Here is a 23,562-nt window from a genome sequence, read left to right on the forward strand (position 1 = left end):
CCGGCCAACGGGCGGAGGAAACCACATGAAAGCGCGCATGCTCGCGGGATGTGCCTTGACGGTGGGGGCGCTGCTGTTCACCAGCGCTTGCAAGGACGGCACGGAGGGTGGCCAGAAGGAGGCATCCGGCGGTCCCGCCGCCACGGAGAGCCGGAGCCCCGCATCCGCCACCAAGACGCCCACCGCGGTTCCCTCGCCGGCCGGCACGATGGCGAAAATGCCCGCGGGCACGGACCCGGGGCTGCGGACCGAAGGTCGGCTGACGGTCTGCAGAGGCGCGGCGCAGACGCCGTTCCTCACGTCGAGCGAGGAGGTGCCGTCCGCAAACGGCGCCACGGTCGGCAAAGTCAAGGGCTTCGACGTCGAGATGCTCAGCCTGATCGGCCAGCGGATCAATGCCGTGCCCCAGTTCAACGGCAACGTCCCGGTCGACAAGGTCTACAACGGGGAGGCGCTGAAGCAGAAGTGGTGTGACGTGATCGGCGGCATATCCACGGACTCCAAGGCCGCCTTCCCGCAGATGTCGTTCAGCGTCCCGTACTTCACGCGCAAGAGCGCGATCCTCGTCCAGGGCGACGCCCGCTACGCCTCGCTCGACGACCTGGTCGGCAAGCGGGTCGCCGCCAGGACGACCACGCCCGACTTCCCGGACGAGATCGACGCCTACAACGACAAGCACAGCAAGAAGATCAACGTACAGCGGGTCGAACAGGACGAACTGCTGATCGGCATGCTGACGGGCGGACACGTCGACGCCGTCGTACTCGGAAACGGCCAGGCGAAGTACTTCGCGGCCCTGCGGAAGGAGTCGGACCTGCACATCACGGCCGAGTTCGGCAAGAGCTACCAGGCCATGTTCGCGGTGCGGAAGGGCAATTCCGCACTGCTGAAGCAGATCGACGCGGCGCTGGCCGATGCGGGCCGTAACGGCCTGTACGCGGAGGCCTACCGCATGTGGTTCAGCGAGGAGCCGAAGTCCGTCCCGCCCACGGGCTGAACGCGTAGCGCGCCGCCCGCGACCGGCCGGCCCGTGGCCCGCATGCGTTTCCGGCCCCCGGACTGCTGTGCATAACGTGCTTGGGCCGCCCGCGTCTTGTGACCGCGGGCCGGAAGGAGGCGCAAGCGATGGGTACTGCGGGACCGTCGACGGAAGCGGAACCGGAATCGGGAGTGCAACAGAGATCGGGAGCGGAACCCGAGTGGTGGCAGACCTGGGAGGCCGAAGCGGAGCGGCGCCTGCCGCCGCACGCCTATGCCTACTACGCCTCCGGCGCCGGGCGTGACGTCACCCGGGACGAGGGGCTGCGCGACTGGGACGCGCTGCGGCTGCTGCCGCATGTGCTGCGCCGCGTGTCCGGGGTCGCCACCCGTACGACGGTGCTGGGCACGGAGGTCGCCACCCCCGTGCTCGTCGCCCCCATGGCGGGCCAGGAGTACGCCCACCCCGACGGGGAGCGGGAGATGGCCAAGGGCGCGGCCGGCGCCGGGTCCCTGGTGGGCGTGACGACCTGGACCGCCAGCCGCTTCGAGGACGTCGCCGCCTCGGGCGCGCCCTGGTGGTACCAGGTGTACGTCATGCGCGACCGCGGCCTGACCGCCGAACTCGTCCGGCGCGCCGCCCACCACGGCGCCCGCGCCCTGCTGTTCACCGTCGACCTGCCGGTGCTCGGCCGCCGCGGGGACAGCCGGCGGGCCGCCGACCTCGACCCGACCGTGCGCCTGGTCAACCTGGGAGAGGGGCCTCAGGTGCTCCCCCGTGAAGAGGCCGCGATGGAGCCGGACCTGACGCCGGAACTGATCGGGTGGCTGGGTGAGACCAGCGGGCTCCCGGTCGTGGTCAAGGGCGTGCTGCGGGCGGACGACGCCAAGGTCGTCGCGGACCACGGGGGCGCGGGCGTGGTGGTCTCCACCCACGGCGGCCGCCAGCTCGACCGGAGCGTGACCTCGGCGTCCGCGCTGCCCCGCGTGGCCGAGGCGCTCGCGGGCACCGGCGTCGAGGTCTACGCCGACAGCGGGGTGCGCCGCGGCGAGCACATAGCCGCGGCCCTCGCGCTGGGCGCCCGCGCGGTGCTCGTCGGCCGGCCGGCGCTGTGGGGGCTGGCGACGGAGGGGGCCGCCGGGGTCCAGGAAGCCGTGGACCGGCTCACCGCCGAACTCGCCCACACCATGACCCTGCTCGGCGCCGAGACCCCCGCCGCGCTCACCCCCGACCTCGTCGCCTGAGCGGGGCCCGGGCCCCTGAACGCTGTCACGCGAAGCCGAAGCGGCGCGGCGCGGCCACGTCCAACGTGTCCTTGACCATGGCGAGTGCCGCGCCGAGTGGGCTGGAGCGCCCGCCGCTCACCGTGATGTCGCCCGCGTCCGGACAGCCGTAGACCACGGCCTTCTCCGGCCCGGTGAGCGCGTACAGCGGGTCGCCGGGCGCGGTCCGTTCCAGGCGGACCCGGACCAGCAGCGGTTCGTCGGCGCTCGCGCTCGCGACCGCACGCAGGCGGTGGCCCGAGGCGGCGGCCTCCCGCGCGGCCCGCGCCGTGCCGTCGTCCACCGCCTCGGTCTCGGTACGGACCGCCGAGGCGTCCCAGCCCCACAGCAGGGCCGCCAGCAGCCGCGCCTTCGTGGCGGCGTCGGAGCCGGACAGGTCGGCGCTTGGATCGGCTTCGGCGATGCCGCGCCGCCGCGCCTCGGCGACCGCGGCGGCCAGGGAGTCGCCGGCCGCGAGGCGGTCGAGCACGAAGGTGGCGGTGCCGTTCGGGCAGGCGCGGACCGAGCGGCAGCCCAGGCCGCGCACACCGGCCCTGGCCAGGTCGCCGGCGGGCAGGGCGGCGCCGGTGGCGCCCGAGATCCTGATCAGGCTGCCGCCCTCCGCCGCGGCCCGGGCCAGTTCCCGCCAGTGGCTGAGCAGATGGCTCTTGGTGGCGGTGACCACGTGCACGCCGCGGCGCAGGGCGAGCAGCGCCTCGGTGGCCGCCTGGTCGCGCACCTCGGGGGAGGAGGGCAGGCACTGGACCAGCACGCCGGCCCCCGTACGGTCCAGCGTCTCGGCCAGTGACGGCAGTGGGCCCCACCCGGGCCGGGGCGGCGGGGGCGCCCAGGTGTCCGTACCGTCGGCCGGCGGCAGGTACGCGGCCGAGCCGGTCCGTACGGCCGCGAGGCGCAGCCGCACCCCGTGGCGGTCCGCGAGGGCCTCGCCCTGCGCGGCGAGGTGGTCGACGTAGGCCCGGCCGACCGGGCCGTAGCCCGACAGCACGACGGAGGCCCGGGTGGCGGTGTGCTCCGACACGGATTCAGCTCTCTTTCGCACCTGGCTGGATACGGCCGTCGGGGTCGGCCGGGCCTCTTGGACGGTGTGCCGCGAGCCGAACACTTCTCGTGGCACGGTACGCCCGCCCATCCACCGGTCTGCCGGTCGGGTCCGTCGGTCAGCCGAAGCGGACCGAGGAGATGTCGTTGTCGAAGCCGATGGCGGCCAGGTCGGCGACATCGCCGGTCACGACCTTGGACCTGCCCGTGCAGTCGGGCCCGGACCAGATCTTCAGCGAGCCGTCGGCCGACAGGGAGGAGGCGATGTCGTCGCGCGCCACGTTCTGGCAGCCCGGACCGGCCAGGCCCTGCGCGCCGTTGTCGGCGAACCCGGCGTCGTCGAACAGGACGACGCTGGTGGCCTTGGCCGCCCCGCCGCCGTTCGGAGCGGAGCCGCTCGGAGCGGGGTCGGCGGGGTCGGCGGGGTCGTTCTGGGGTTGACCGGCCTTTCGGCCGTCGGGCGTCACACCGAACCAGGTGCCGCCCACGCCCTGGCCCTTGGTGTCTCCGGGCTTGGTGTCCTTGCTGAAGCGGTAGACCGGCCAGCCGTTGATGGTGACCTGGCGGGTGCCGTCGGCGCGCTTGATCACACCGATCGCGGACGGCTTGACCCCGTCCACGAAGATCTTGCCGCCGGGGGCGATGAGGACCGGCGGCCAGGTGGTCGCGCAGGCCCCCTCGCAGTTGGACCTGGACGGCATGGCGGTGTCCTTGTCGAAGCGGTAGAGGGTGAAGCCGGCGCCGTTGACCACGACCGGGTTCAGCGCCCCGGCCCGGCCCGCGGAGAGCTGGACCCACGTGCGGGCCTTGGGAGTGCCGGCGCCCGCCCAGTCGCCGGTCTTCGGGGCCGCGCCGCCCTGCTCGGCGGTGCCGCTCCGGAACGAGAGGTCCATGGCGCCCGAGGCCGCCGAGGGCTGCTTCGACGCCTTTGAACCCTGCGACGAGTCGTCGCCGTCCCCGCAGGCGGAGAGCAGCAGCACACCGGTCGTGGCGAGGGCGGCGAATGCGGCGGAACGCTTACCGAACATGAGGATCTTCTCCTGTAGGTCATTCGCCCCCGAACCACCCGGGTGCGATCACCCCTCAGCACGTACCCGCGGTCGGATCGGCCGGGCCCATGACGTATCAGGGACACACCCCCGACGTGATGCGGACAAGCCCCACACGACGGTGACGGAGCGGACAGTTCCGTGACACGGAACCCCGGCCGCCGCTACGCGGGGCGGGTCGCGCCCGCGAACGGCATCTGGTCGATCGGCGCCACGCGGACGGGCGCGCCGGGGCGCGGGGCATGGATCATGCGGCCGCCGCCGATGTAGAGGCCGACATGGCTGACGCCCGAGTAGAAGAAGATCAGGTCGCCCGGGGCGAGCTCGGTGCGCGAGACCCGGCGGCCCGCGTTGATCTGGGTGTAGGTGGTGCGCGGCAGGGCCACCCCGGCGGCCCGCCAGGCGGCCTGGGTCAGCCCCGAGCAGTCGTAGCCCTGCGGGCCGGTCGCGCCCCAGACGTACGGCTTGCCGAGCGCCCCGTACGCGTACGAGACGGCGCGGGCCGCACGGCCCGACGCGGCGTACGACGTGGCGTACGGCGCGGAGCCGGCCCGGGTGCCCTGAGCCTCCCGGGACTCCTGGGCCTTCTGGGCCTCCTGGGCCTCGTAGCGGCGGCGCTGCTCGTCGGTCAGCCGGTCCAGGAGGGCCTCGGCGGCGGCGAGCTTCTTGCGGGCGACGCCCTTGTGGCGGGCGAGCGCCGCCTGAGCGCCGCGCAGTTGGCCGAGCCGGTCCTGCGCCTCGCCGCGCACCTGGCGTAACTTCCGGGCCTGGCGGGCGAGGCCCGCGACGGCGGCGGCCTGGCGGCTGCCCGCGCGGTCGGCGAGCGAGGCCCGCCGCAGATACTGCTCGGGGGAGGACGACAGCGCGAGCTGGAGGGTGGGCGCGACGGTGCCGGAGCGGTACTGGGCGGCGGCGAAGGCGCCCAGCGCGTTGCGCGAGGCGTTCAGCCGCGCGGTTTTGCGGGCCGCCTCGTCGCGCAGCTTGTCGAGCGCCTGGCGGGCCTCGCCCGCCTTCTCCTTCGCGCCGTTGTACTTCTCGTTGGCCTCCTCGGCCTCCCGCTGGTACTGGTCCACCTTCGCTTTCACCTGGGCGGGGGTGGGGCGGGTCTCGGCGTGGCCGGTGCCGCTCATGGCGGTGGCGGCGGCCCCCGCGAGGGCGACGGCGGCGGTCCAGGCGGTGCCGCCCGTGAGCGAGCGCTGCTTGGGCTTCCTGTGCGACGCCACGGCGGCGGGTCACCTTCCCTTTCCTTCGCGTTGTGTCAGGCAGGTGGCAGCCCGCCCATGAGGCGGGGACCCTCGGTTAACGGGAAGCGGACTGCCACCTGGGGGAGGAAGCTAGGCGGGCGGGCGCGGGCGGGCGGTGCGATGAACGGGAGTGGACGGATTCGGTGCCCTGATGCCCGTAACCGACCGCCTGGCGCACGGCCGCCGATGACTCGCGGGGCAGCCGTGATCGAAACGGCGATCGTGGCCCACCCGGTTGCCGGGGGCTGCTATGGGCAGGGCTACGCTCGCCAACCATGGACGTCCTCATCAATGTTTTCGTCGGGCTGCACATCGTCGGCATCGCCGCGCTGCTCGGCGGCTTCCTGGCGCAGCTGAAGCCGATGCGCGCGGGCGAGGGGCGGATGACCCCGGGGATGCTGCACGGCGCGCTGACCATGCTGGTGACCGGTGCCGCGCTGGTAGGGCTCAACCAGGCCGACGACAACAGCGTCAACAACATCAAGATCGGTGTGAAGCTGGCGCTGCTGATCGTGATCCTGGGGCTGGTCTATGTGAAGCGCGACGAGGAGAAGGTCGAGTCGGCGGCGCTCGGCACGGTCGGGCTGCTGGCCACGGCCAACATCTTCATCGCCGTCCTGTGGACCTGATACGCGCACGCGTACGAACCCGCGAGTGACCGTCAGGTTCCGCACAACCTCCCGGCCCCACTGTCTGTCTTACCGGGCAAGGCAGCCGAAGGGAGCGGGCAGTGGGGGTATTTGCGGGATGGGGCCGCCGGACGGGCGTGGCCTTGGGGGTGGCGGGGATGGTGGTGCCGCTGGCGGTCGCGCTCGGCACCCCGGCGCAGGCCGCCTCGTCGTGCACGACGAGCGTCGGGCCGTACCAGAAACAGGTGGAGAAGTTCCTGGGCCGCCCGGTGGACGGGCGGCAGTCGCGGACGGACTGTCTGGCGATCCAGAAGTTCCAGGTCAACCATGGGATCAGCCCCACCATCGGCTACGCCGGGCCGGTCACCTGGGGCGTGATGAAGGTGATCAATTCGCAGAAGGCGGCCGGGCGCAACCCGAACAAGGCGAGAAAGTGCCCCACCAACAAGGGCCGCATCGCCTGCGTGGACCTCACCCGCCAGCTGAGCTGGATCCAGGACGGCTCGCGGCTGAAGTACGGCCCGGTGCCGGTGCGCAGCGGCCGCGACCGGTATGAGACCCGGGGCGGGCTGAAGAAGATCTACTGGCGGCACATCGACCACTGGTCGACGATCTACGACGTCGCGATGCCGTACAGCCAGTTCTTCGACGGCGGCCAGGCCTTCCACTCCATCGCGGGGAGCGTGTGGTCGCCGCCCGGCTCCCACGGCTGCGTCAACATGCGCAAGGCCGACGCCAAGAAGTACTGGAGCCTGCTGCGCAACGGCGACGACGTGTACGTCTACGGCCGCAAGCCCGGCACCTGAGCCGCCGCCTCCCGGGGTCCCGGAGAGCCCCTCGGGACCCCGGGGAGGCTGCGAGCCGCTACGCCGGGCGGATGCTCCCGTAGATCGGCATCTCGGTGATCGGCGCCTTCTTGACCACATCGCCCGGCTTCGGGGCGTGGATCATCATTCCGTCGCCTATATAGAGGCCGACATGGCTGATGTCGTCATAGAAGAAGACGAGATCGCCCGGCTCGAGGTCGGAGGTCGATACGCGCGTGCCGACCTTCACCTGGTCCCAGGTGGTGCGCGGCAGTGAGACCCCGGCGGCCTTCCAGGCGGCCTGGGTGAGCCCCGAGCAGTCGTAGGAGTTGGGGCCGGTCGCGCCCCAGACGTACGGCTTGCCGAGCTGTGACCGTGCGAAGGCGATGGCCTTGTCGGCCTTGGTGGCGTACGAGCCGGAGGAGCCCGAGGACCCAGAAGACCCAGAGGACCCCGAGGACCCGGAAGACCCCGACGAGTCGGAGCCGCTCTCCTGGTTCTGCTCCCGCTGCTCCTGCTGCCGCTTCGCCGCCTCCTCCCGCTGCTTCTGCGCCAGCTCCGCCGCCTTGCGCCGGGCCTCCGCTTCCTTCTTCTTCTCGATCGCCGCCAGCCGCGCCTTCTCCTCGGCGGTCAGCTTCGACAGCAGCTGACGGGCCTGGGTGAGCTTGTCCTGGACGGTCTTCTTCTTGGTCTTCAGCTGCTGCTGCGACCGGGTCAGCGAGGCCAGGCTCTCGCCCGCCTTCGTACGCTCCTTGGCGGCCTTGGCCTGCTGCGACAGGAAGTCGTCGACGGTCTTCTTCTGCTCGCCGGTCAGCCGGTCCATCAGATGGGACTGGTCGAAGATGTCCTGCGGGTCGGAGGCGAACAGCAGGGTCGCGGCGCTGGAGGCCATGCCGCCGTTGCGGTACTGGGCCGCCGCATAGCTGCCCAGCTTGCGCCGTGCCTCGTTCAGCTTCTCGGTGCGCTTGGCGACGCTGTCCAGCAGCCGGTCGACCTTGGCGCGCTGCTCGCCCGTGTGCTCCTTGGCGGCGTTGTAGCTCTGGGTCGCGGATTCGGCCTGGTGGTAGAGCGTGTCGACCTTCTTCTTGACCTCTTCGACCGTCGGCTTGGGCTTGCCGGGCTCGGCGCTCGCCGTCTGGGAGAGGAGGGTGACGGAGGCGAGGGCGGCCGTGGTGACCCCGACGGCGGTGCGGCGGCCGGTGGCCGAGTCCAGTATTCGGGTCCGCGGCTTGCGGTGCGACGCCAAGGGAGGCGACTCCTTCCGTGGACCGCCTACCGGGTTAGCTGTCGGGTTCGGGCGTCGGAAGGCTGCCCTACGGGCCGTGCGGCGGACGGCTGGCGTCGCCGCGTGGACCGATTCACCCCAGTGGTGCCTCTGGGTCCCCGGCTCCGGCTGCCTCTTACGGCGGGGCCGGACTCGGCGGAGACAGCCCGTGTCGACGCGGTCGCCGACGGGTTCCGGACCGCCTGTCGCAGGACGGTAGCGGGCGTGTGGGGCTCGTGTGAAGGCTGGTGTTCGATTTGCCCCGAAACCGTTTCGTGACATCCGTACGTACGCTGTCAGTGCGGCGCCCTAGACTCGGTGAGCGATGAGCAGCCTCTTTGACGACAGCTTCCTGGCGGACCTCGGGCCCTCGGACGAGCAGCCTCCGCCGCCCGAGGACGACGGCCGGTCCGCCGGTGAGGACGTCCCGCACGACCTCTTCGACGGGGCGTTCGACGCGCCCGTCCCCAGGGACGCGTACTACCGCGACGGCGCGGCGCGGCCCGCGGCGGACCCGGCCGCGCTGCTGGAGGGGCTGAACGAGCAGCAGCGGGCCGCCGTGGTGCACACCGGCTCGCCGCTGCTGATCGTCGCGGGCGCCGGGTCCGGCAAGACCCGGGTGCTCACCCACCGCATCGCGTATCTGCTCGGCGCGCGCCAGGTGCACCCCGGCCAGATCCTCGCCATCACCTTCACCAACAAGGCCGCGGGCGAGATGAAGGAGCGGGTCGAGGAGCTGGTCGGCCCGCGCGCGAAGGCCATGTGGGTGTCGACCTTCCACAGCGCCTGCGTGCGCATCCTGCGCCGGGAGTCCAAGAAGCTCGGCTTCACGTCCTCCTTCTCGATCTACGACGCGGCCGACTCCAAGCGGCTGATGGCGCTGGTGTGCCGGGACCTCGATCTCGATCCGAAGCGGTATCCGCCCAAGTCCTTCAGCGCCAAGATCTCCAACCTGAAGAACGAGCTCATCGACGAGGAGACCTTCGCCGGACAGGCCTCGGACGGCTTCGAGAAGACGCTCGCCGAGGCGTATGCGATGTACCAGTCGCGGCTGCGCGAGGCCAACGCCCTCGACTTCGACGACATCATCATGACGACGGTCAATCTGCTCCAGGCGTTCCCCGACGTCGCCGAGCACTACCGCCGCCGCTTCCGGCACGTCCTGGTCGACGAGTACCAGGACACCAACCACGCGCAGTACACGCTGGTGCGCGAGCTGGTGGGGACGGGCCCGGTGGCCGCCGCCGACGGCGATCACGGCGAGGGCGACGGCGAGGGGCTCGGGGTCGCCGAGCTGTGCGTGGTGGGCGACGCCGACCAGTCGATCTACGCCTTCCGGGGCGCCACGATCCGCAACATCCTCCAGTTCGAGGAGGACTACCCGAACGCCACGACCATCCTCCTGGAACGGAACTACCGCTCCACACAGACGATCCTCAGCGCGGCCAACGCCGTCATCGAGCGCAATGAGAACCGGCGCCCGAAGAACCTGTGGACCGACGCCGGCGCCGGGGCGACCATCACCGGCTATGTGGCCGACACCGAGCATGACGAGGCGCAGTTCGTCGCCGACGAGATCGACCGGCTGACGGACGCGGGCGACGCCAGGTCCGGGGATGTCGCCGTCTTCTACCGGACCAACGCCCAGTCCCGTGTCTTCGAAGAGGTCTTCATCCGGGTCGGGCTGCCGTACAAGGTCGTCGGCGGTGTGCGCTTCTACGAGCGCAAGGAGGTCCGCGACGTCCTCGCGTATCTGCGGGTGCTGGCCAATCCGGAGGACTCCGTCCCGCTGCGCCGGATCCTGAATGTGCCCAAGCGCGGCATCGGCGAGCGCGCCGAGGCGATGATCGACGCGCTGGCGCTGCGCGAGAAGACCACCTTCCCGCAGGCGCTGCGCCGGGTCGACGAGGCCTATGGCATGGCGGCCCGCTCGGCCAACGCGGTGAAGCGGTTCAACGTGCTGATGGAGGAGTTGCGCACGATCGCCGAGTCGGGGGCGGGGCCGGCCACCGTGCTGGAGGCGGTGCTGGAGCGTACGGGCTATCTGGCGGAGCTACAGGCGTCCACGGACCCCCAGGACGAGACCCGTATCGAAAACCTCCAGGAGCTGGCGGCCGTCGCCCTGGAGTACGAGCAGGAGCGCGGCGAGGAGAACCCGGGCACGCTCGCGGAGTTCCTGGAGCGGGTCGCGCTCGTCGCCGACTCCGACCAGATCCCGGACGACGACACCGAGGGCGCCGGGGTCATCACGCTGATGACGCTGCACACCGCCAAGGGCCTCGAGTTCCCGGTGGTCTTCCTCAGCGGCATGGAGGACGGGGTCTTCCCGCATATGCGCGCGCTCGGTCAGACCAAGGAGCTGGAGGAGGAGCGGCGGCTGGCGTACGTCGGCATCACGCGGGCGCGCGAGCGGCTGTATCTGACCCGGTCGACGATGCGCAGCGCCTGGGGCCAGCCCGCGTACAACCCGCCGTCCCGCTTCCTGGAAGAGATCCCGGACCAGTATGTGCGCTGGCAGCGGACCGGGCCCGCCACCCCGTCGGCGTCGATGGGTGCGGTCGGGGCCGCCGCCGGGGTCGCGTCCTCGCTGTCCTCGTCGCGTTCGAGGGCGGGGGCCGGGGCGGGTGGCTTCGCCACGCGCCGGGCCAAGGAGCGGCCGGTGGTCGCGCTGGTCATCGGCGACCGGGTCACCCATGACACGTTCGGGCTCGGCACCGTCGTCGCGGTGAAGGGGAGCGGGGACAACGCGGAGGCGACGATCGACTTCGGCGACGAGAAGCCGAAGCGGCTGCTGCTGCGGTACGCACCGGTGGAAAAGCTGTGAAGCTGTAGGGGGCGCTGCGCCGCCGGTCGGCGGCCTCGCCGCCGACCCGATCAGCGTGGTGGATCAGGGCGGTGAGGGCCTCAGCCCACCGCTGATGGTCCTAGGTCGGGTCGAGCCCGTGGGTGCGCAGCCACGGCAGCGGGTCTATGGCCGAGCCGCCGCCGGGGTGCACCTCGAAGTGCAGATGCGGCCCGGTGGAGTTGCCCGAGTTCCCGGAGTACGCGATGACGTCCCCGGCCTTGACCGAGCCGGCCCGGATCTTGGTGCTGCTCAGGTGGCAGTACCAGGTCTCGGTGCCATCCGGGCTGGTCAATATGACCATGTTGCCGTAGGCGTCGTTCCATTGGGTGCGCACGGTGCCGTCGGTCGCGGCCATGACCGGCGTGCCGTAGCTGACCGGGAAGTCGATGCCGGTGTGCACGGACATCCAGTTGATACCCGCCTGGCCGAACGTGGCGCTCAGCCCGTGCTGCGCGACGGGAAGCGCGAACTTCGGCCGCAGCGCCTCCTTGCGGGCGGCCTCCTGGATCTTGCGCTGCCGCTCGGCGGCCTGGCGCGCCTTCAGGTCGATCCGCTCCTGGGTGCGGCTGGCGCGGTCCCGGAAGTCGTCGGCGTCCTCGAGGCCCGCGGCGAGCTGGGTGTCCAGCTTGCTGTTGGCGACCGAGGCCTTGACCGGCGGGGCGTCCGGGGCGGCCTGGGTGGTCTTGGCGTCCTTCGTGTCGTCGCCGATGTTGGCGACGGAGGCGGCGGCCACGGCGGTGACGCCCAGCGCGCAGACGGACGGGACGGCGACGGTGAGGAGCGCCGAGCGTTTGGGGCGGGCCGAGGGGGCGCGGCGGCGGCTGCGGCCGCCGTCCCGGCGGGGAGAGGGAACCGATGCCGCCTCGGGCCCGGCGGCCTCGGAGTCGGCGGTCGTGCCGCCTTCCGGGTGAGCGGGGTCGGTGGCGTCGGCGGTGTCGGCCTCGGGCGAGTCGAGATCCAGGGCCATGAGGGCGGCCTGGGTCTCGGCCTCGTGCACGGCCCCCGCCCCGGGTTCCGGCTCCGTCTCGGGGACGGCGTACGGCTGCTCGGCGGACTGCTGATATCCGCCGTGCTCGTACCCGTCCTCGCGGTACTCGCGGTACTCGCTCTGGCCGTGGTCGGTGTGGCCGTGGGCGGTGTGGCCGTGGTCGTTCTGGCCGTATCCGCCTCGGTCGTACCCACTCTGGTCATATCCGGCCTGGTCGTACTGCGACTCGTCGACGGTCGCGTACGCGCTCATGTCCCAGCACTGGGTCTGGCCGGTGTCGACCCCCGACGTGTCGTACTGCCCCGTGGCGTCCCACTGGGCCGCCGTCAGATCGTGGTGGCCGGTGGTGTCCCAGGCGGAGGCGTCCCACTGGCCGCCGGTGTCCGAATCCTGCTGGGCCGGGATGGCGCCCGCCAGCGGAAAGCCGGAACCGGCCCACATCGCGGTGGTGTCATAGGTCCCGGAGTCGTAGCCGCCGGAGTCGTAGCCGCTGTTCGCGGCGCCCCACTGCGTGGCGTCGTACTGCCCGCCGGCGGATCCGGATCCGTCATGCCCGGTCCCATAGCCGCCGTCGTGGCTGCCGGGAAGGGAGCCGAAGAGGGGGTCGCCGTCGCCATATGCGGCGGCGAGGCTGTCGAAGTTGCCGGTGGAATAGCCGTCGTACCCGGCATAGCCGTGCGCTGCGCCCTGCTGGTCGTAGGCCTCGTAGTACTGATATGAGGCGTCAGGAGCGGGGACGGTCGAGGTTGTGATCCCCGACGGGTGACGGTCGTTCACCACCAACTTCTCTTTCGCCTCGGCAGCAGGAGAATTAGCGGCGACTGTACCCGCCGGTTCGGGACGGCGACAATCTTCATCAGGTTTTGAGTAATGCCGGAACGGGCATTTGGCCGCCTTTCGGCTGACTGGCTGTCGTAATTTGGCCGGGTGTTCGATTACTGTTCGGCAACTTCCGGCCCCATCACGCAACCGAAGCGGCGTCGGAAGCGTCCGCCGGTGCCCCTTCGGCGGCGTCCAGCGCCGCGCGGACTTCGGCGGCGATCACATGGTGCACCGGGAGGGCGAGATGCCCCATTCCGCTGACGCGGACGCTGCGCGCCCGTAGATCGGGATGGTCGATACGGGCCGTCTCCGCAGGAATCATCAGCTGATCCACATCGCTCCAGAAGCTGATGAACCGGGTGCGGCAATCGGGGGCGGGGAGCCGCAATTCCTCGATCAGATCGGAATCCGGGCACATCTGGCGTACCAGCGGATGCGCGGACAGCAAGGGCGCGGTGCGGGTGCCGGAATGCGGGGTGCCGAGGGTGACCAGCGTATGCACAGATGCGTCCCCGCCCAGCCGCTGCACGTAGTAACGGGCGATCAGACCGCCCAGGCTGTGCCCCACGACATCCACCCGGCTGTGGCCGGTGCGCGCGCAGATCTCCTGCACATGGCCGTCGAGCAGCGCGGCGGCGGTGCGGATGTCGCAGGTCAGCGGGGAGTAGTTGAGCGCCACCACATGCTGCCGGCCATGTCGGCGCAGGGAGCGGCGCAGCAGGACGAACACGGAGCGGTTGTCGATGAAGCCGTGCAGCAGAAGGACCGGGCGGTGGGCCCGGCCGTCGGTGGGCAGCCGGGCCGCGGCGCCGGGCGGCGGCGGGGCGGGCGGGCGCTCCTGGAGCAGGCCGGTCGGATAGAGGAGGAGGTGCCCGGCGAGGATCGCCAGGTCGAGGACGGTAGCGCGGATGCGGGTGAGGCCCATGACGGCCGACCTCCTGAACGGCGCACGGGAGGCGGCGCTCTCCCCGTGTGCCCTCGCGGGCAGCCGGCGGCGGGTGTCGTGGTCGTGGCGGTGCAACCGCTCCGTCGCACCGCGGCGCCAGGCGGCTCGTGCTGACGGCGCTGCGCGGTGCGACGGTCCCCGCTGCGGCTCCCCTGATGGCCGGCCCGATGCGTGAAACCGCCACGCGGCGGTCGAGGCGGAGGGTGGGTGCGGCCGAGGTGAATGTGTCCCACGTGTGATTTCCCCCTCGCCGCGCGCCGTGAAACTGCAGCCTGCGGGATGCTGTAGATAACGTTCGTTCACGTCCACGTCCCGCGACGGCGGCCGGCGAGATCCGCGCGACGCGCCGCGGGGTGGGATGACGACATGGAGGCTGCGATGGGTGTGACCGGTCCGATTCGTGTGGTGGTGGCCAAGCCTGGGCTCGACGGTCACGACCGAGGGGCGAAGGTCATCGCGCGGGCGTTGCGGGACGCGGGCATGGAGGTCATCTACACCGGCCTCCACCAGACGCCCGAGCAGATCGTCGACACCGCGATCCAGGAGGACGCCGACGCGATCGGGCTGTCCATCCTCTCCGGTGCGCATATGACGCTCTTCGCGAAGGTGCTCGAGCTGCTGCGGGAGCGCGACGCGGAGGACATCAAGGTCTTCGGCGGCGGCATCATCCCCGAGGCGGACATCCCGCTGCTGAAGGAGCAGGGGGTGGCCGAGATCTTCACTCCGGGGGCCACGACCACCTCGATCGTGGAGTGGGTCAGGGCGAACGTACGGCCGGTGGCCGCGTAATCCCGCGACCGACCGCGGCGGGGAGCGGCGGGGAGTGACGCGGTCAGCGACTACGGCGGCTACGGGGTTGGCGCCGGGCGGGTCGGGACTGTGGCGGGGGGTTCGAGTTCGCGGCGCATCGCGGCGCGCAGCCGGAGCGTGCCCACCAGGCGCTGGAACGCCTCCGACCAGTAGCCCCCGGCACCGGGCGAGCCGTCCGTCGGCTCGTCCGATATCGCGGTGAGCACTTCCAGCCGGTCGGCCTGGTCCGGGTCCAGGCAGCGCTCGGCCAGCCCCATGACGCCGCTGAAGCTCCATGGGTAGCTGCCCGCGTCACGGGCGATGTCGAGCGCGTCCACGACCGCCCGGCCCAACGGCTCGGCCCACGGCACCGCGCACACCCCCAGCAGCCGGAAGGCGTCGGACAGCCCGTGGGCCGCGATGAAGTCCGCGACCCACTCGGCCCGTTCGGCCGGCGGCAGGGCGGACAGCAGCTTCGCCGGGTCGCGCCAGGACGCGGCGCCGGGCGGCGCGGGCGAGGCGACAGGCGAGGCAACGGGCGCGGAGGCGGGCGGCGCGGCCGGGGCGCCGAGCAGGGCGCGGGACCACTCCACGTTTCGCTGCCGGACGGCCGCCCGGCACCACGCCGCCTGAAGGTCCGCCTGCCAGCCGTCGGCGACCGGCAGCGCCACGATCTCGGCCGCGCCACGCCCGCCGAACCACTCGCTCCAGCGCTCCAGCGGGGTCGCCTCCACCAACTGGCCCAGCCACCACGCGCGCTCGCCGCGCCCCGAGGGGGGCTTGGCCACGACGCCGTCGCGCTGCATGCCGCCGTCGCACTGGGTCGGCGCCTCGACGGCGATGACCTCGGCGGTGGCCCCGGCGGTGAGCGAGACGCAGGCGCGGGACCGCTCGGCCATACGGAAGGCCAGCGCGGAGCCGGGGAGGGCGGACAGCAGCTCGGCGGCCGTGGCCCGGACGTTCCGGCTGCGGTCGGCCAGGGCCTGCTCCAGGAACGGCTCGTCGGAGGGGGAGAGCTCGTCGCGGAGCGAGTCCAGGAACATCAGCCGGTCTTCGGCGCGCTCCATGGACCACGTGCCGCCGAGCAGCGCGAGGCCGAGCTCCGGGTCGCGGTGGCGCACCGCCGCCAGCAGCGAGACTCGCTCGGCGAACAGGCCCTCCTCCCACTGGCGCTGTATCTCGGCGGGCACGGCCGGACCGCCGGGAGTGGCCAGGCCGCCGGGCGCGGCCGGGCCGGGCGCGGCGGGGCCGTCGGCCGCGGCTGTTTCAGCGGCCGCCTCAGCGGTGGTTCCGGCCGTGGCGGCGGGGCCCGTGGCCGCGGCGGCACCCTGGGACCCGGGCGCTCCGACCGCTTCCGCCGCTTCTGCTGCCCCTGCCGATGCCGCCCCTGCCGCTGTGGTTTCTGCCGGTGCCGCCGCGCGCCCGGCCCCGCCGCCACGCAGCGCGAACCTCCACTCCGGGTTCAGCCGGGCCAGCCACAGGGCCCGCGGCCCGCCGAGCGTGAGCGTCTCCGGGCGCAGATCGGTGCGCGCGCGGGCCGCGTCCAACAGGGCGGGGAGGAGGGCTTCAGGCGTGCGGTAGCCGTACTGGTTGGCCATGGTGAGCCACTGCGGGAGCAACTCGGCGAGGTCGGGCGCGGAGCGCCGGCCGCCGCCGGGGGCCGAGCGGCCGGCGAGCAGCATGGCCAGCCGGTTGCGGGCGGCCGGTGGCAGTGGCGGGCGCGGGTCCTCGGGTGCGGGGGAGGGGGCCGGCCGTGCGGCGGCGGGCCGCAGCCCGGCCCGCCGCCGCACGGTGCTGAGCGCGGCGGCGTCCAGCAGGGCGGCGGGCGCGTCCTGTCCGGGGCGCGGGGTGACGGGCGGGGTGCGGCGCTCGGTGCCGAGCAGGGCGGCGGCGACCAGGTCGTCCCAGGGCGCGGTGGTGCTCACGGCATGCCTCCATGCGGTGTCGATCCGGTGCCGGACGGGCTCTGGAGCGGGACGGGGGCCGGATCCCAGGTGGTGATCGGGGCGAAGCCGCGGTGGCCGCACTCGCCGAAGACCGTGACGGGGCCGCCGCCCGAGACCGCGGCCAGCTGCCACAGGTCCGTACGCCCCGCGCACCGCGGGTCGATCGGCAGGGCGGAGCCGGTCCGGGTGTCCGCCAGCTGCCAGCCTTCCTCGCCGCCCGGGATCGGGGTCACCCCCGCGAGGACGACCGGCCAGGCGTCCAGCCAAGGGTCCTCGCGCAGCGCGTCCCCGTAGGCGGCCAGGGCCGAGGCGATGTCACTCCCCGGCGGCACTGCGGGCGACGGCGCGAGGGATGGCACGGGGGACGGTGGCGGGTCCGGGTGGCGGGTGCCGAGCACGGCGCGCAGCGGGCGCCCGGCCGGGTGGTACGTGAGGTCGGCGTCCAGCACGATGCCGGTCGGCAGGGCCAGTTCGGGGGAGTGCCCGGCCGCGCCGAAGGAGAGCAGCAGGGCCATCCGCCCCGTGTCCTGGCCGCGCAGCCAGACCCGGCGCGTCGTCAGCCTGCCGTCGGCACTGTCCTGCAGGCCGAGGACGAGCCAGCGGTCCCGGACGGCGGTGCCGGAGGCCAGCAGCTCGGCCGTGGTCGTGGTGAGGCCGACACGCGAGCGGGTCGTGGTGGCCAGCGCCTCCGGGAGCCGGTCCAGGCGCAAGAAGCCCTGGGTCAACAGGTGGAGCAGGGCGCACTCCTCCAGCAGGCGCGCGGGCCAGCCCGGCCCGGAGGACGGGATGGCGCCCAGCTCCCGCACCCGCGCCTCCAGGCCGGGCGCCTGCGCGTCCACCATGCGCGCGGCCGTCTCGTCCCACGTCGCATAACCGGCGTGGTCGGCGCCGGCCAGGCCGTCGCGGAGCAGATCCGCCAGGCGCTGCTCCAGTTCGGTGGCGCCCGCGGCGATGCGCTGGGCGCGCCGCTCGGCCCGCCGCCTGGCCGCCTCCGGATCGGCGACGCCGCCCGACCCCTTCCGCTCCCCTGCGGCCTCGTCAGCTCCGTGGGCGGCTCCGGCGACGGCCGCGGACGCCTCGCGCCCGGCGCGCTCACGCCGCCCGCTCAGCCACTCCCCGGCCCACTCGGGCGGCCCCTCGGCCTCCGGAACGCTTCCGCCGCCCGCCCACAGGAGCAGCAGGCCGAGCGCGTGCTTGCACGGGAACTTCCGGCTCGGGCAGCTACAGCGATAGCCCGGCCCGTCCAGATCGACCACGGTCTGATACGGCTTGCTGCCGCTGCCCGCGCACAGCCCCCACACGCCCCGGCCCTGCGCCCCCGCGCCCGACCACGGGCCGGGCGTGGCGAGCTTGCCGCCCGCCTTGCGTGAGGCGGCGTCAGGAGCCAGGGCCAGCACCTGCTCCGCCGTCCAGCGTTCCCCCTGCGCATTCATGTCCTCGACGGTACGGGTGCCCACTGACAACGGCCGTGACCTGCGGGTTCGTTGACGAGCGGGCTGGTTGTCAGTGGTGTGGTGCAGGGTGGTCGACGGGTCCGGAAACGGACGGAGAGACGAGTCGTGGGGGAGCTGTGACCGTGCCTGTGCCCAGCGGAGACGAGACCGCCGAGGTCCGCGGCGGCAACGACGCCGCCGACGCTGCCAAAACCACCCAAGCGGCCCAAGCGGCCCAAGCAGCCCAAGCGGCCGGAGCCGCCGACGGCACGGCGGGGGCCGCCGGGGGCGAGGCCCTGCGCCCGCACGCCGAGGACGCCTTCGCCGACGAGCTGAAGGCGCTCGCCGCGGCCGACGACCGCCCGCGGCCCGCTCGCTGGCGGCTGTCGCCGTGGGCCGTCGCGACCTATCTGCTCGGCGGCACGCTGCCGGACGGCACCGTGATCACGCCCAAGTACGTGGGCCCCCGCCGCATTGTCGAGGTCGCCGTCACGACCCTCGCCACCGACCGCGCGCTGCTCCTGCTGGGTGTGCCCGGCACGGCCAAGACCTGGGTCTCCGAGCATCTGGCGGCGGCGGTCAGCGGTGATTCGACGCTGCTCGTCCAGGGCACCGCGGGCACGCCCGAGGAAGCCATCCGTTACGGCTGGAACTACGCCCGGCTCCTCGCACACGGCCCCAGCCGCGAGGCGCTCGTGCCGAGCCCGGTGATGCGGGCGATGGCCGAGGGCATGACGGCGCGCGTGGAGGAGCTGACCCGTATCCCGGCCGACGTCCAGGACACGCTGATCACCGTCCTCTCGGAGAAGACCCTGCCGATCCCGGAGCTGGGCGAGGAGGTCCAGGCGGTCCGCGGCTTCAACCTGATCGCCACGGCCAACGACCGGGACCGGGGGGTCAACGAGCTCTCCAGCGCCCTGCGCCGCCGGTTCAACACGGTCGTGCTGCCGCTGCCCGCGACCGCGGAGGAGGAGGTCGACATCGTGGCCCGCCGCGTGGCCCAGCTCGGCCGCTCGCTGGACCTGCCCCCGGCTCCCGAGGGCGTGGCCGAGATCCGGCGGGTGGTCACGGTCTTCCGCGAGCTGCGGGGCGGGACGACGGAAGACGGGCGCACCAAGCTCAAGTCGCCGTCGGGCACGCTGTCGACGGCCGAGGCGATCTCCGTGGTCACCGGCGGACTCGCTCTCGCCGCGCACTTCGGCGACGGCGTCCTGCGGGCGGGCGACGTGGCCGCGGGCATCCTGGGCGCGGTCGTCCGCGACCCGGCGGCGGACCGGGTCATCTGGCAGGAGTATCTGGAGACGGTGGTCCGCGAGCGCGACGGCTGGAAGGACTTCTACCGCGCGTGCCGCGAGGTGAGCGCGTGAGCACCGCCGCCCCGGGCCGCGCGGCGCCCCCGCCCGGGCCCCGGCCGGACGCGGCGGAGCCCCCGTGGCCGCTGCTTTTGGGCGTACGGCACCACGGCCCGGGCTCCGCGCGGGCCGTACGGGCGGCGCTCGACGCGTGCGAGCCCGACGCCGTGCTCATCGAGGGACCACCGGAGGCGGACGCGCTCGTCGGCTTCGCCGCGGAGGAGGGCATGCGGCCCCCCGTGGCCCTGCTCGCCCACGCGGTGGGCGACCCGGGGCAGGCCGCGTTCTGGCCGCTGGCCGAGTTCTCGCCGGAATGGGTGGCCATCCAGTGGGCCCTGTCCCGCGGCGTCCCCGTACGGTTCATCGACCTCCCGGCGACGAACTCCCTGGCCATGGCCGCCCGCACGGGTACGGAGGGAGAGGCCGAGCCGGAGGGCGCGGCCGGCCAGGGCGACCCGGGCGGAACGGCCCGCGTGGCCGGAGCGGAGCCCATCGCCGACCCGGCCGGCGTGCGTGGTGAGGGCCGGGCCGCCGGTGACGAGGTCTCGGAGGAGGATCCGGCCGGACGGCTGCGGGTGGATCCGCTCGCGGTGCTCGCGGAGGCCGCCGGATACGACGAGCCGGAGCGCTGGTGGGAGGACGTCGTCGAGCACCGCGGCATCGGCCCGGGCGCGGCGGGGGGTGCGGGGCCGGCCGACGAGGCGGGCGGGGCAGGCGGGGCACTCGGGACGGGGGGTGGGACCGGGGCCGTCGCGTCGTTCGCCGCGCTCGGCGAAGCCATGGCCGTTCTCCGCGCCGAGTACGGCCACGGCGGGCATGAGCACGACGCCGCGCGTGAGGCGCAGATGCGGCTGCGGCTGCGCGAGGCCCGGCGGGAGTTCGGGGACCGGGTCACCGTCGTGTGCGGGGCCTGGCACGTCCCGGCGCTGGCCGAGCGGACGACCGTGACGGCCGACCGCGGGCTGCTCAAGGGGCTGCCGAAGGTCAAGGTCGAGCTCAGCTGGGTGCCGTGGACACACCGTCGGCTGGCCCGGCACAGCGGCTACGGCGCGGGGATCACCTCCCCCGGCTGGTACAGCCATCTCTTCCACGCCGCGGACCGCCCGCTGGAGCGCTGGTTGACCAAGGTCGCCGGGCTGCTGCGCGCCGAGGACTTCGCCGTCTCGTCCGCGCATGTCATCGAGGCCGTACGGCTCGCCGAGACCCTCGCCGCCGTGCGCGGCCGGCCGCTGGCCGGGCTCGCCGAGACCATGGACGCGGCGCGGGCGGTGATGTGCGAGGGCTCCGATGTGCCGCTCGCGTTCGTCCACGACCGGCTGGTCGTCGGGGACGTCCTGGGGGAGGTGCCCGAGTCGGCACCCGCCACTCCGCTCCAGCGGGATCTGGCGCGCACGCAGCGTTCGCTGCGGCTCAAGCCGGAGGCGCTCGAGCGCGAGCTGGAGCTGGACCTGCGCAAGGAGACCGACGCCGCGCGCAGCCGCCTGCTGCACCGGCTGCGGCTGCTCGGCGTCGACTGGGGGACCCCGGCCGCCTCGCGCGGCAGCACCGGCACCTTCCGGGAGACCTGGCGGCTGCGCTGGGAGCCGGAGCTGTCGGTGCGGGTCGCCGAGGCCGGGGTGTGGGGCACCACCGTGCTGTCGGCCGCCACGACGAGGGCGGAGGCCAAGGCGGTGGACGCCACCGCTCTCGGCGAGGTCACGGACCTGGCCGAGCGCTGTCTGCTCGCCGGGCTCCCGGACGCGCTGCCGGTCGTGATGCGCGCGCTCGCCGACCGGGCCGCGCTCGACGCGGACGTCGGGCATCTCGCCCAGGCCCTGCCCGCGCTCGTCCGGTCGGTGCGCTACGGGGACGTGCGCGGCACGGACACCGCCGCCTTGGCCGAGGTCGCCGTGGGGCTGGCCGAGCGCGTCCTGGTCGGGCTGCCGCCCGCCTGCTTCGGCCTCGACACGGACGGCGCCGCCGAGATGCGCGGCCATCTGGAGGCCGTGCACCAGGCCATCGGCCTGCTGGCCGAGATCCGGGCGGGTGGCGCGGAGCACGGCGAAGCGGGCCGGGACGGTCCGAGCGGCGCGGTCGGCGGGGGCGGCCCGGAGAGTGCGGGTGGCGGGGGCGACCCGGGCGATGGGGGTGGCCCGGACAGTGCGCATGACAGGGGCAGCGCAAGTGGCAAAGGCGGCTCTGGCGGCGCGGAGCGCGGCGATGCGGGCCCGGACGGCCCAAGCGGCCCGGACGGCCCAAGCGGCCCGGACGGTCCGGTCGGCGGGGGGAGCGGGGGCGGTCCGGGCGGCGCGGGCGGTCGGACCGCCGTCGGGCTGCGGGCCCGCTGGCTCGCCGTGCTGCGCGCGCTCGCCGGACGTGACGGCGTCTCAGGGCTGATCCGCGGCCGGGCCGCGCGTCTGCTCCTGGACGACGGCCGGCTGGCCGAGGGCGAGGCGGCGCGGCTGATGGGCCTGGTGCTCTCGCCCGGCACCGCACCGGCCGAAGCGGCGTCCTGGATCGAGGGGTTCGTGGGTGGCGGCGCGGGCGGCGGAATGCTCCTGGTCCACGACGAACGGCTGCTCGGCCTGCTCGACAGCTGGCTCACCGGCATCCCGGCGGAGGCGTTCACGGACGTACTGCCGCTGCTGCGGCGCACGTTCGCGGCGTACGACGCCGGGGTGCGCCGCACGCTCGGCGAGCTGGTCCGCCGCGGACCGGCTGCGGCCGACGGCCCGCGCCCGGTCGGCGGCCCACCCGTGCCCGGGTTCGGCCTCAGCCTGGACGAGGAGCGCGCGGCGGCCACCCTGCCGATGGTCCGCCTCCTCCTGGGGTTCGACGACAACCACAACAGTCACGACAACCACGACAACCACGACAACCACGCGTCGGAGGTGGCCGAATGACCGGGGAGACGACCGGGGAAGCCACACCGCCCGCGCCCGCCGCGGCCGGGACGGACGAGCGGCTGCGCCGCTGGCGGCTGGTGCTCGGCGGGCAGGGCGGCGACGGGACCGGGTGCGCGCTGAGCGGGCAGGACGCCGCGATGGACCGCACGCTCGAAGCGCTCTACGGCGCGGGCGGCGGGACGGGCCCCGGCGGCGGCGCGGCGGCCACCGCCCGCGGCGGCTCCCCGGGGGGCGGCCCGCGTTCGGCCGGGCTCGGCGGCTCCGCACCCCAAGTGGCCCGCTGGCTCGGCGACATCCGCAGATATTTCCCCACCTCCGTGGTCCAGGTCATGCAGCGCGACGCCATCGATCGGCTCGGCCTGTCCGCCCTGCTCCTCGAGCCCGAGATGCTGGAGGCCGTGGAGGCGGACGTCCACCTCGTCGGGACCCTGCTCTCGCTCAACAAGGCGATGCCGGAGACGACCAAGACCACCGCCCGCGCCGTCGTCCGCAAGGTCGTGGAGGACCTGGAGAAGCGGCTGGCCACCCGCACCCGCGCCACCCTCACCGGCGCCCTCGACCGCACCGCCCGGACCAGCCGTCCGCGCCACCGCGACATCGACTGGGACCGCACCATCCGCGCGAACCTGAAGAACTACCTCCCCGAGCACCGGACCGTCGTCCCCGAGCGGCTCATCGGATACGGGCGCGCGGCGCGCGGGGTGAAGAAGGACGTCATCCTGTGCATCGACCAGTCGGGGTCGATGGCCGCGTCCGTCGTCTACGCCTCCGTGTTCGGCGCCGTACTGGCCTCGATGCGCTCCCTCGCCACCCGGCTCGTCGTCTTCGACACCGCCGTCGTGGACCTGACGGAGGAACTGGACGACCCGGTGGACGTGCTCTTCGGCACCCAGCTCGGCGGCGGCACGGACATCAACCGCGCGCTTGCCTACTGCCAGTCGCAGATCACCCGCCCCGCCGACACCGTGGTCGTCCTGATCAGCGATCTGTACGAGGGCGGCATACGCGACGAGATGCTGGGCCGGGTCGCGGCGATGAAGGCGTCCGGCGTGCAGTTCGTCGCGCTGCTCGCGCTGTCCGACGAGGGCGCGCCCTCCTACGACCGCGAGCACGCCGCGGCGCTCGCCGCGCTCGGCGCGCCCGCCTTCGCGTGCACCCCCGATCTCTTCCCCGACGTCATGGCCGCGGCGATCGAAAAGCGCCAACTGCCCATACCGGACAAGGAGCTGTATCAGTAACCGGGGGGTTGCGCCGCCCCCCGCCC

Annotated in this window: 17 protein-coding genes and 1 riboswitch; of the genes, 9 read left to right on the top strand and 8 right to left on the bottom strand. The window is 73.5% G+C overall.

Translation table 11 applies throughout. The features are described from left to right. Nucleotides 1-25: 25 nt before the first annotated feature. Both ACWY4P_RS30320 and ACWY4P_RS30325 read left to right on the top strand, forming a co-directional pair. Entirely contained in the window at nt 26-997 is a 972-nt protein-coding gene (locus ACWY4P_RS30320) for a substrate-binding periplasmic protein (protein ID WP_456203622.1), read from the top strand. Nucleotides 998-1,170: 173 nt separating this feature from the next. After that, the gene (locus tag ACWY4P_RS30325) at nt 1,171-2,223 is read left to right on the top strand and encodes an alpha-hydroxy acid oxidase (RefSeq protein WP_456203623.1); all 1,053 of its coding nucleotides are present in this window, start codon (nt 1,171-1,173) and stop codon (nt 2,221-2,223) included. Between the two features lie 25 nt (nt 2,224-2,248). Here the strand turns inward: ACWY4P_RS30325 and ACWY4P_RS30330 are convergent, their stop codons facing one another. The 3 genes from ACWY4P_RS30330 to ACWY4P_RS30340 all read right to left on the bottom strand — a co-directional run bounded on the left by ACWY4P_RS30330 (nt 2,249) and on the right by ACWY4P_RS30340 (nt 5,572). Next, nucleotides 2,249-3,280, bottom strand: a complete 1,032-nt coding sequence (locus ACWY4P_RS30330) for a homoserine dehydrogenase (RefSeq protein ID WP_456203624.1) — start codon at nt 3,278-3,280, stop codon at nt 2,249-2,251. Between the two features lie 139 nt (nt 3,281-3,419). After that, nucleotides 3,420-4,328: a hypothetical protein gene (locus tag ACWY4P_RS30335; protein ID WP_456203625.1), complete on the bottom strand. Its 909-nt coding sequence runs from the start codon at nt 4,326-4,328 to the stop codon at nt 3,420-3,422. A 185-nt stretch (nt 4,329-4,513) separates the two neighbouring features. Then, complete coding sequence (locus tag ACWY4P_RS30340) at nt 4,514-5,572, bottom strand: NlpC/P60 family protein (protein ID WP_456203626.1); 1,059 nt, start codon at nt 5,570-5,572, stop codon at nt 4,514-4,516. 296 nt (nt 5,573-5,868) lie between these two features. Here ACWY4P_RS30340 and ACWY4P_RS30345 point away from each other — a divergent pair, with 296 nt between their 5' ends. Then, nucleotides 5,869-6,222, top strand: a complete 354-nt coding sequence (locus ACWY4P_RS30345) for a hypothetical protein (protein ID WP_456203628.1) — start codon at nt 5,869-5,871, stop codon at nt 6,220-6,222. 158 nt (nt 6,223-6,380) lie between these two features. After that, nucleotides 6,381-7,028: a L,D-transpeptidase gene (locus ACWY4P_RS30350; RefSeq protein WP_456213108.1), complete on the top strand. Its 648-nt coding sequence runs from the start codon at nt 6,381-6,383 to the stop codon at nt 7,026-7,028. A gap of 58 nt (nt 7,029-7,086) precedes the next feature. On the opposite strand, the gene ACWY4P_RS30355 is transcribed toward ACWY4P_RS30350, so the two are convergent. Then, nucleotides 7,087-8,274: an NlpC/P60 family protein gene (locus ACWY4P_RS30355; RefSeq protein WP_456203629.1), complete on the bottom strand. Its 1,188-nt coding sequence runs from the start codon at nt 8,272-8,274 to the stop codon at nt 7,087-7,089. A gap of 8 nt (nt 8,275-8,282) precedes the next feature. Next, nucleotides 8,283-8,461: riboswitch (cyclic di-AMP (ydaO/yuaA leader) on the bottom strand. A gap of 156 nt (nt 8,462-8,617) precedes the next feature. Between ACWY4P_RS30355 and pcrA the strand changes: the two genes are divergently transcribed. After that, a complete protein-coding gene (pcrA, locus tag ACWY4P_RS30360) occupies nt 8,618-11,116 on the top strand; it encodes a DNA helicase PcrA (protein ID WP_456203631.1) in 2,499 nt (832 codons plus the stop codon). 100 nt (nt 11,117-11,216) lie between these two features. Here the strand turns inward: pcrA and ACWY4P_RS30365 are convergent, their stop codons facing one another. Further along, nucleotides 11,217-12,902 carry a peptidoglycan DD-metalloendopeptidase family protein gene (locus tag ACWY4P_RS30365; protein WP_456203632.1) on the bottom strand — a complete coding sequence of 562 codons (1,686 nt, stop codon included), beginning with the start codon at nt 12,900-12,902 and terminating at the stop codon, nt 11,217-11,219. A gap of 184 nt (nt 12,903-13,086) precedes the next feature. Continuing rightward, nucleotides 13,087-13,872, bottom strand: coding sequence for a lipase family alpha/beta hydrolase (locus tag ACWY4P_RS30370; protein WP_456203633.1), 786 nt, complete (start codon nt 13,870-13,872; stop codon nt 13,087-13,089). Nucleotides 13,873-14,271: 399 nt separating this feature from the next. On the opposite strand from ACWY4P_RS30370, the gene ACWY4P_RS30375 reads away from it, so the two are divergent. Further along, nucleotides 14,272-14,682, top strand: a complete 411-nt coding sequence (locus ACWY4P_RS30375) for a cobalamin B12-binding domain-containing protein (protein ID WP_450483437.1) — start codon at nt 14,272-14,274, stop codon at nt 14,680-14,682. Between the two features lie 59 nt (nt 14,683-14,741). Here ACWY4P_RS30375 and ACWY4P_RS30380 read toward each other — a convergent pair whose 3' ends face one another. Then, a complete protein-coding gene (locus ACWY4P_RS30380; RefSeq protein WP_456203634.1) occupies nt 14,742-16,607 on the bottom strand; it encodes a DUF5691 domain-containing protein in 1,866 nt (621 codons plus the stop codon). After that, a complete protein-coding gene (locus ACWY4P_RS30385; protein ID WP_456203635.1) occupies nt 16,604-18,061 on the bottom strand; it encodes an SWIM zinc finger family protein in 1,458 nt (485 codons plus the stop codon). Before ACWY4P_RS30385 ends, ACWY4P_RS30380 begins: the two co-directional genes overlap by 4 nt. A 296-nt stretch (nt 18,062-18,357) precedes the next feature. Between ACWY4P_RS30385 and ACWY4P_RS30390 the strand changes: the two genes are divergently transcribed. The 3 genes from ACWY4P_RS30390 to ACWY4P_RS30400 all read left to right on the top strand — a co-directional run bounded on the left by ACWY4P_RS30390 (nt 18,358) and on the right by ACWY4P_RS30400 (nt 23,536). Then, a complete protein-coding gene (locus ACWY4P_RS30390) occupies nt 18,358-19,428 on the top strand; it encodes an ATP-binding protein (protein ID WP_456213109.1) in 1,071 nt (356 codons plus the stop codon). A 71-nt stretch (nt 19,429-19,499) separates the two neighbouring features. Then, nucleotides 19,500-22,295, top strand: a complete 2,796-nt coding sequence (locus ACWY4P_RS30395) for a DUF5682 family protein (RefSeq protein ID WP_456213110.1) — start codon at nt 19,500-19,502, stop codon at nt 22,293-22,295. Continuing rightward, nucleotides 22,292-23,536: a VWA domain-containing protein gene (locus ACWY4P_RS30400; protein WP_456203636.1), complete on the top strand. Its 1,245-nt coding sequence runs from the start codon at nt 22,292-22,294 to the stop codon at nt 23,534-23,536. Before ACWY4P_RS30395 ends, ACWY4P_RS30400 begins: the two co-directional genes overlap by 4 nt. The last annotated feature ends 26 nt before the right edge of the window (nt 23,537-23,562 follow it).

Source organism: Streptomyces sp. LZ34 (genome assembly GCF_053890475.1).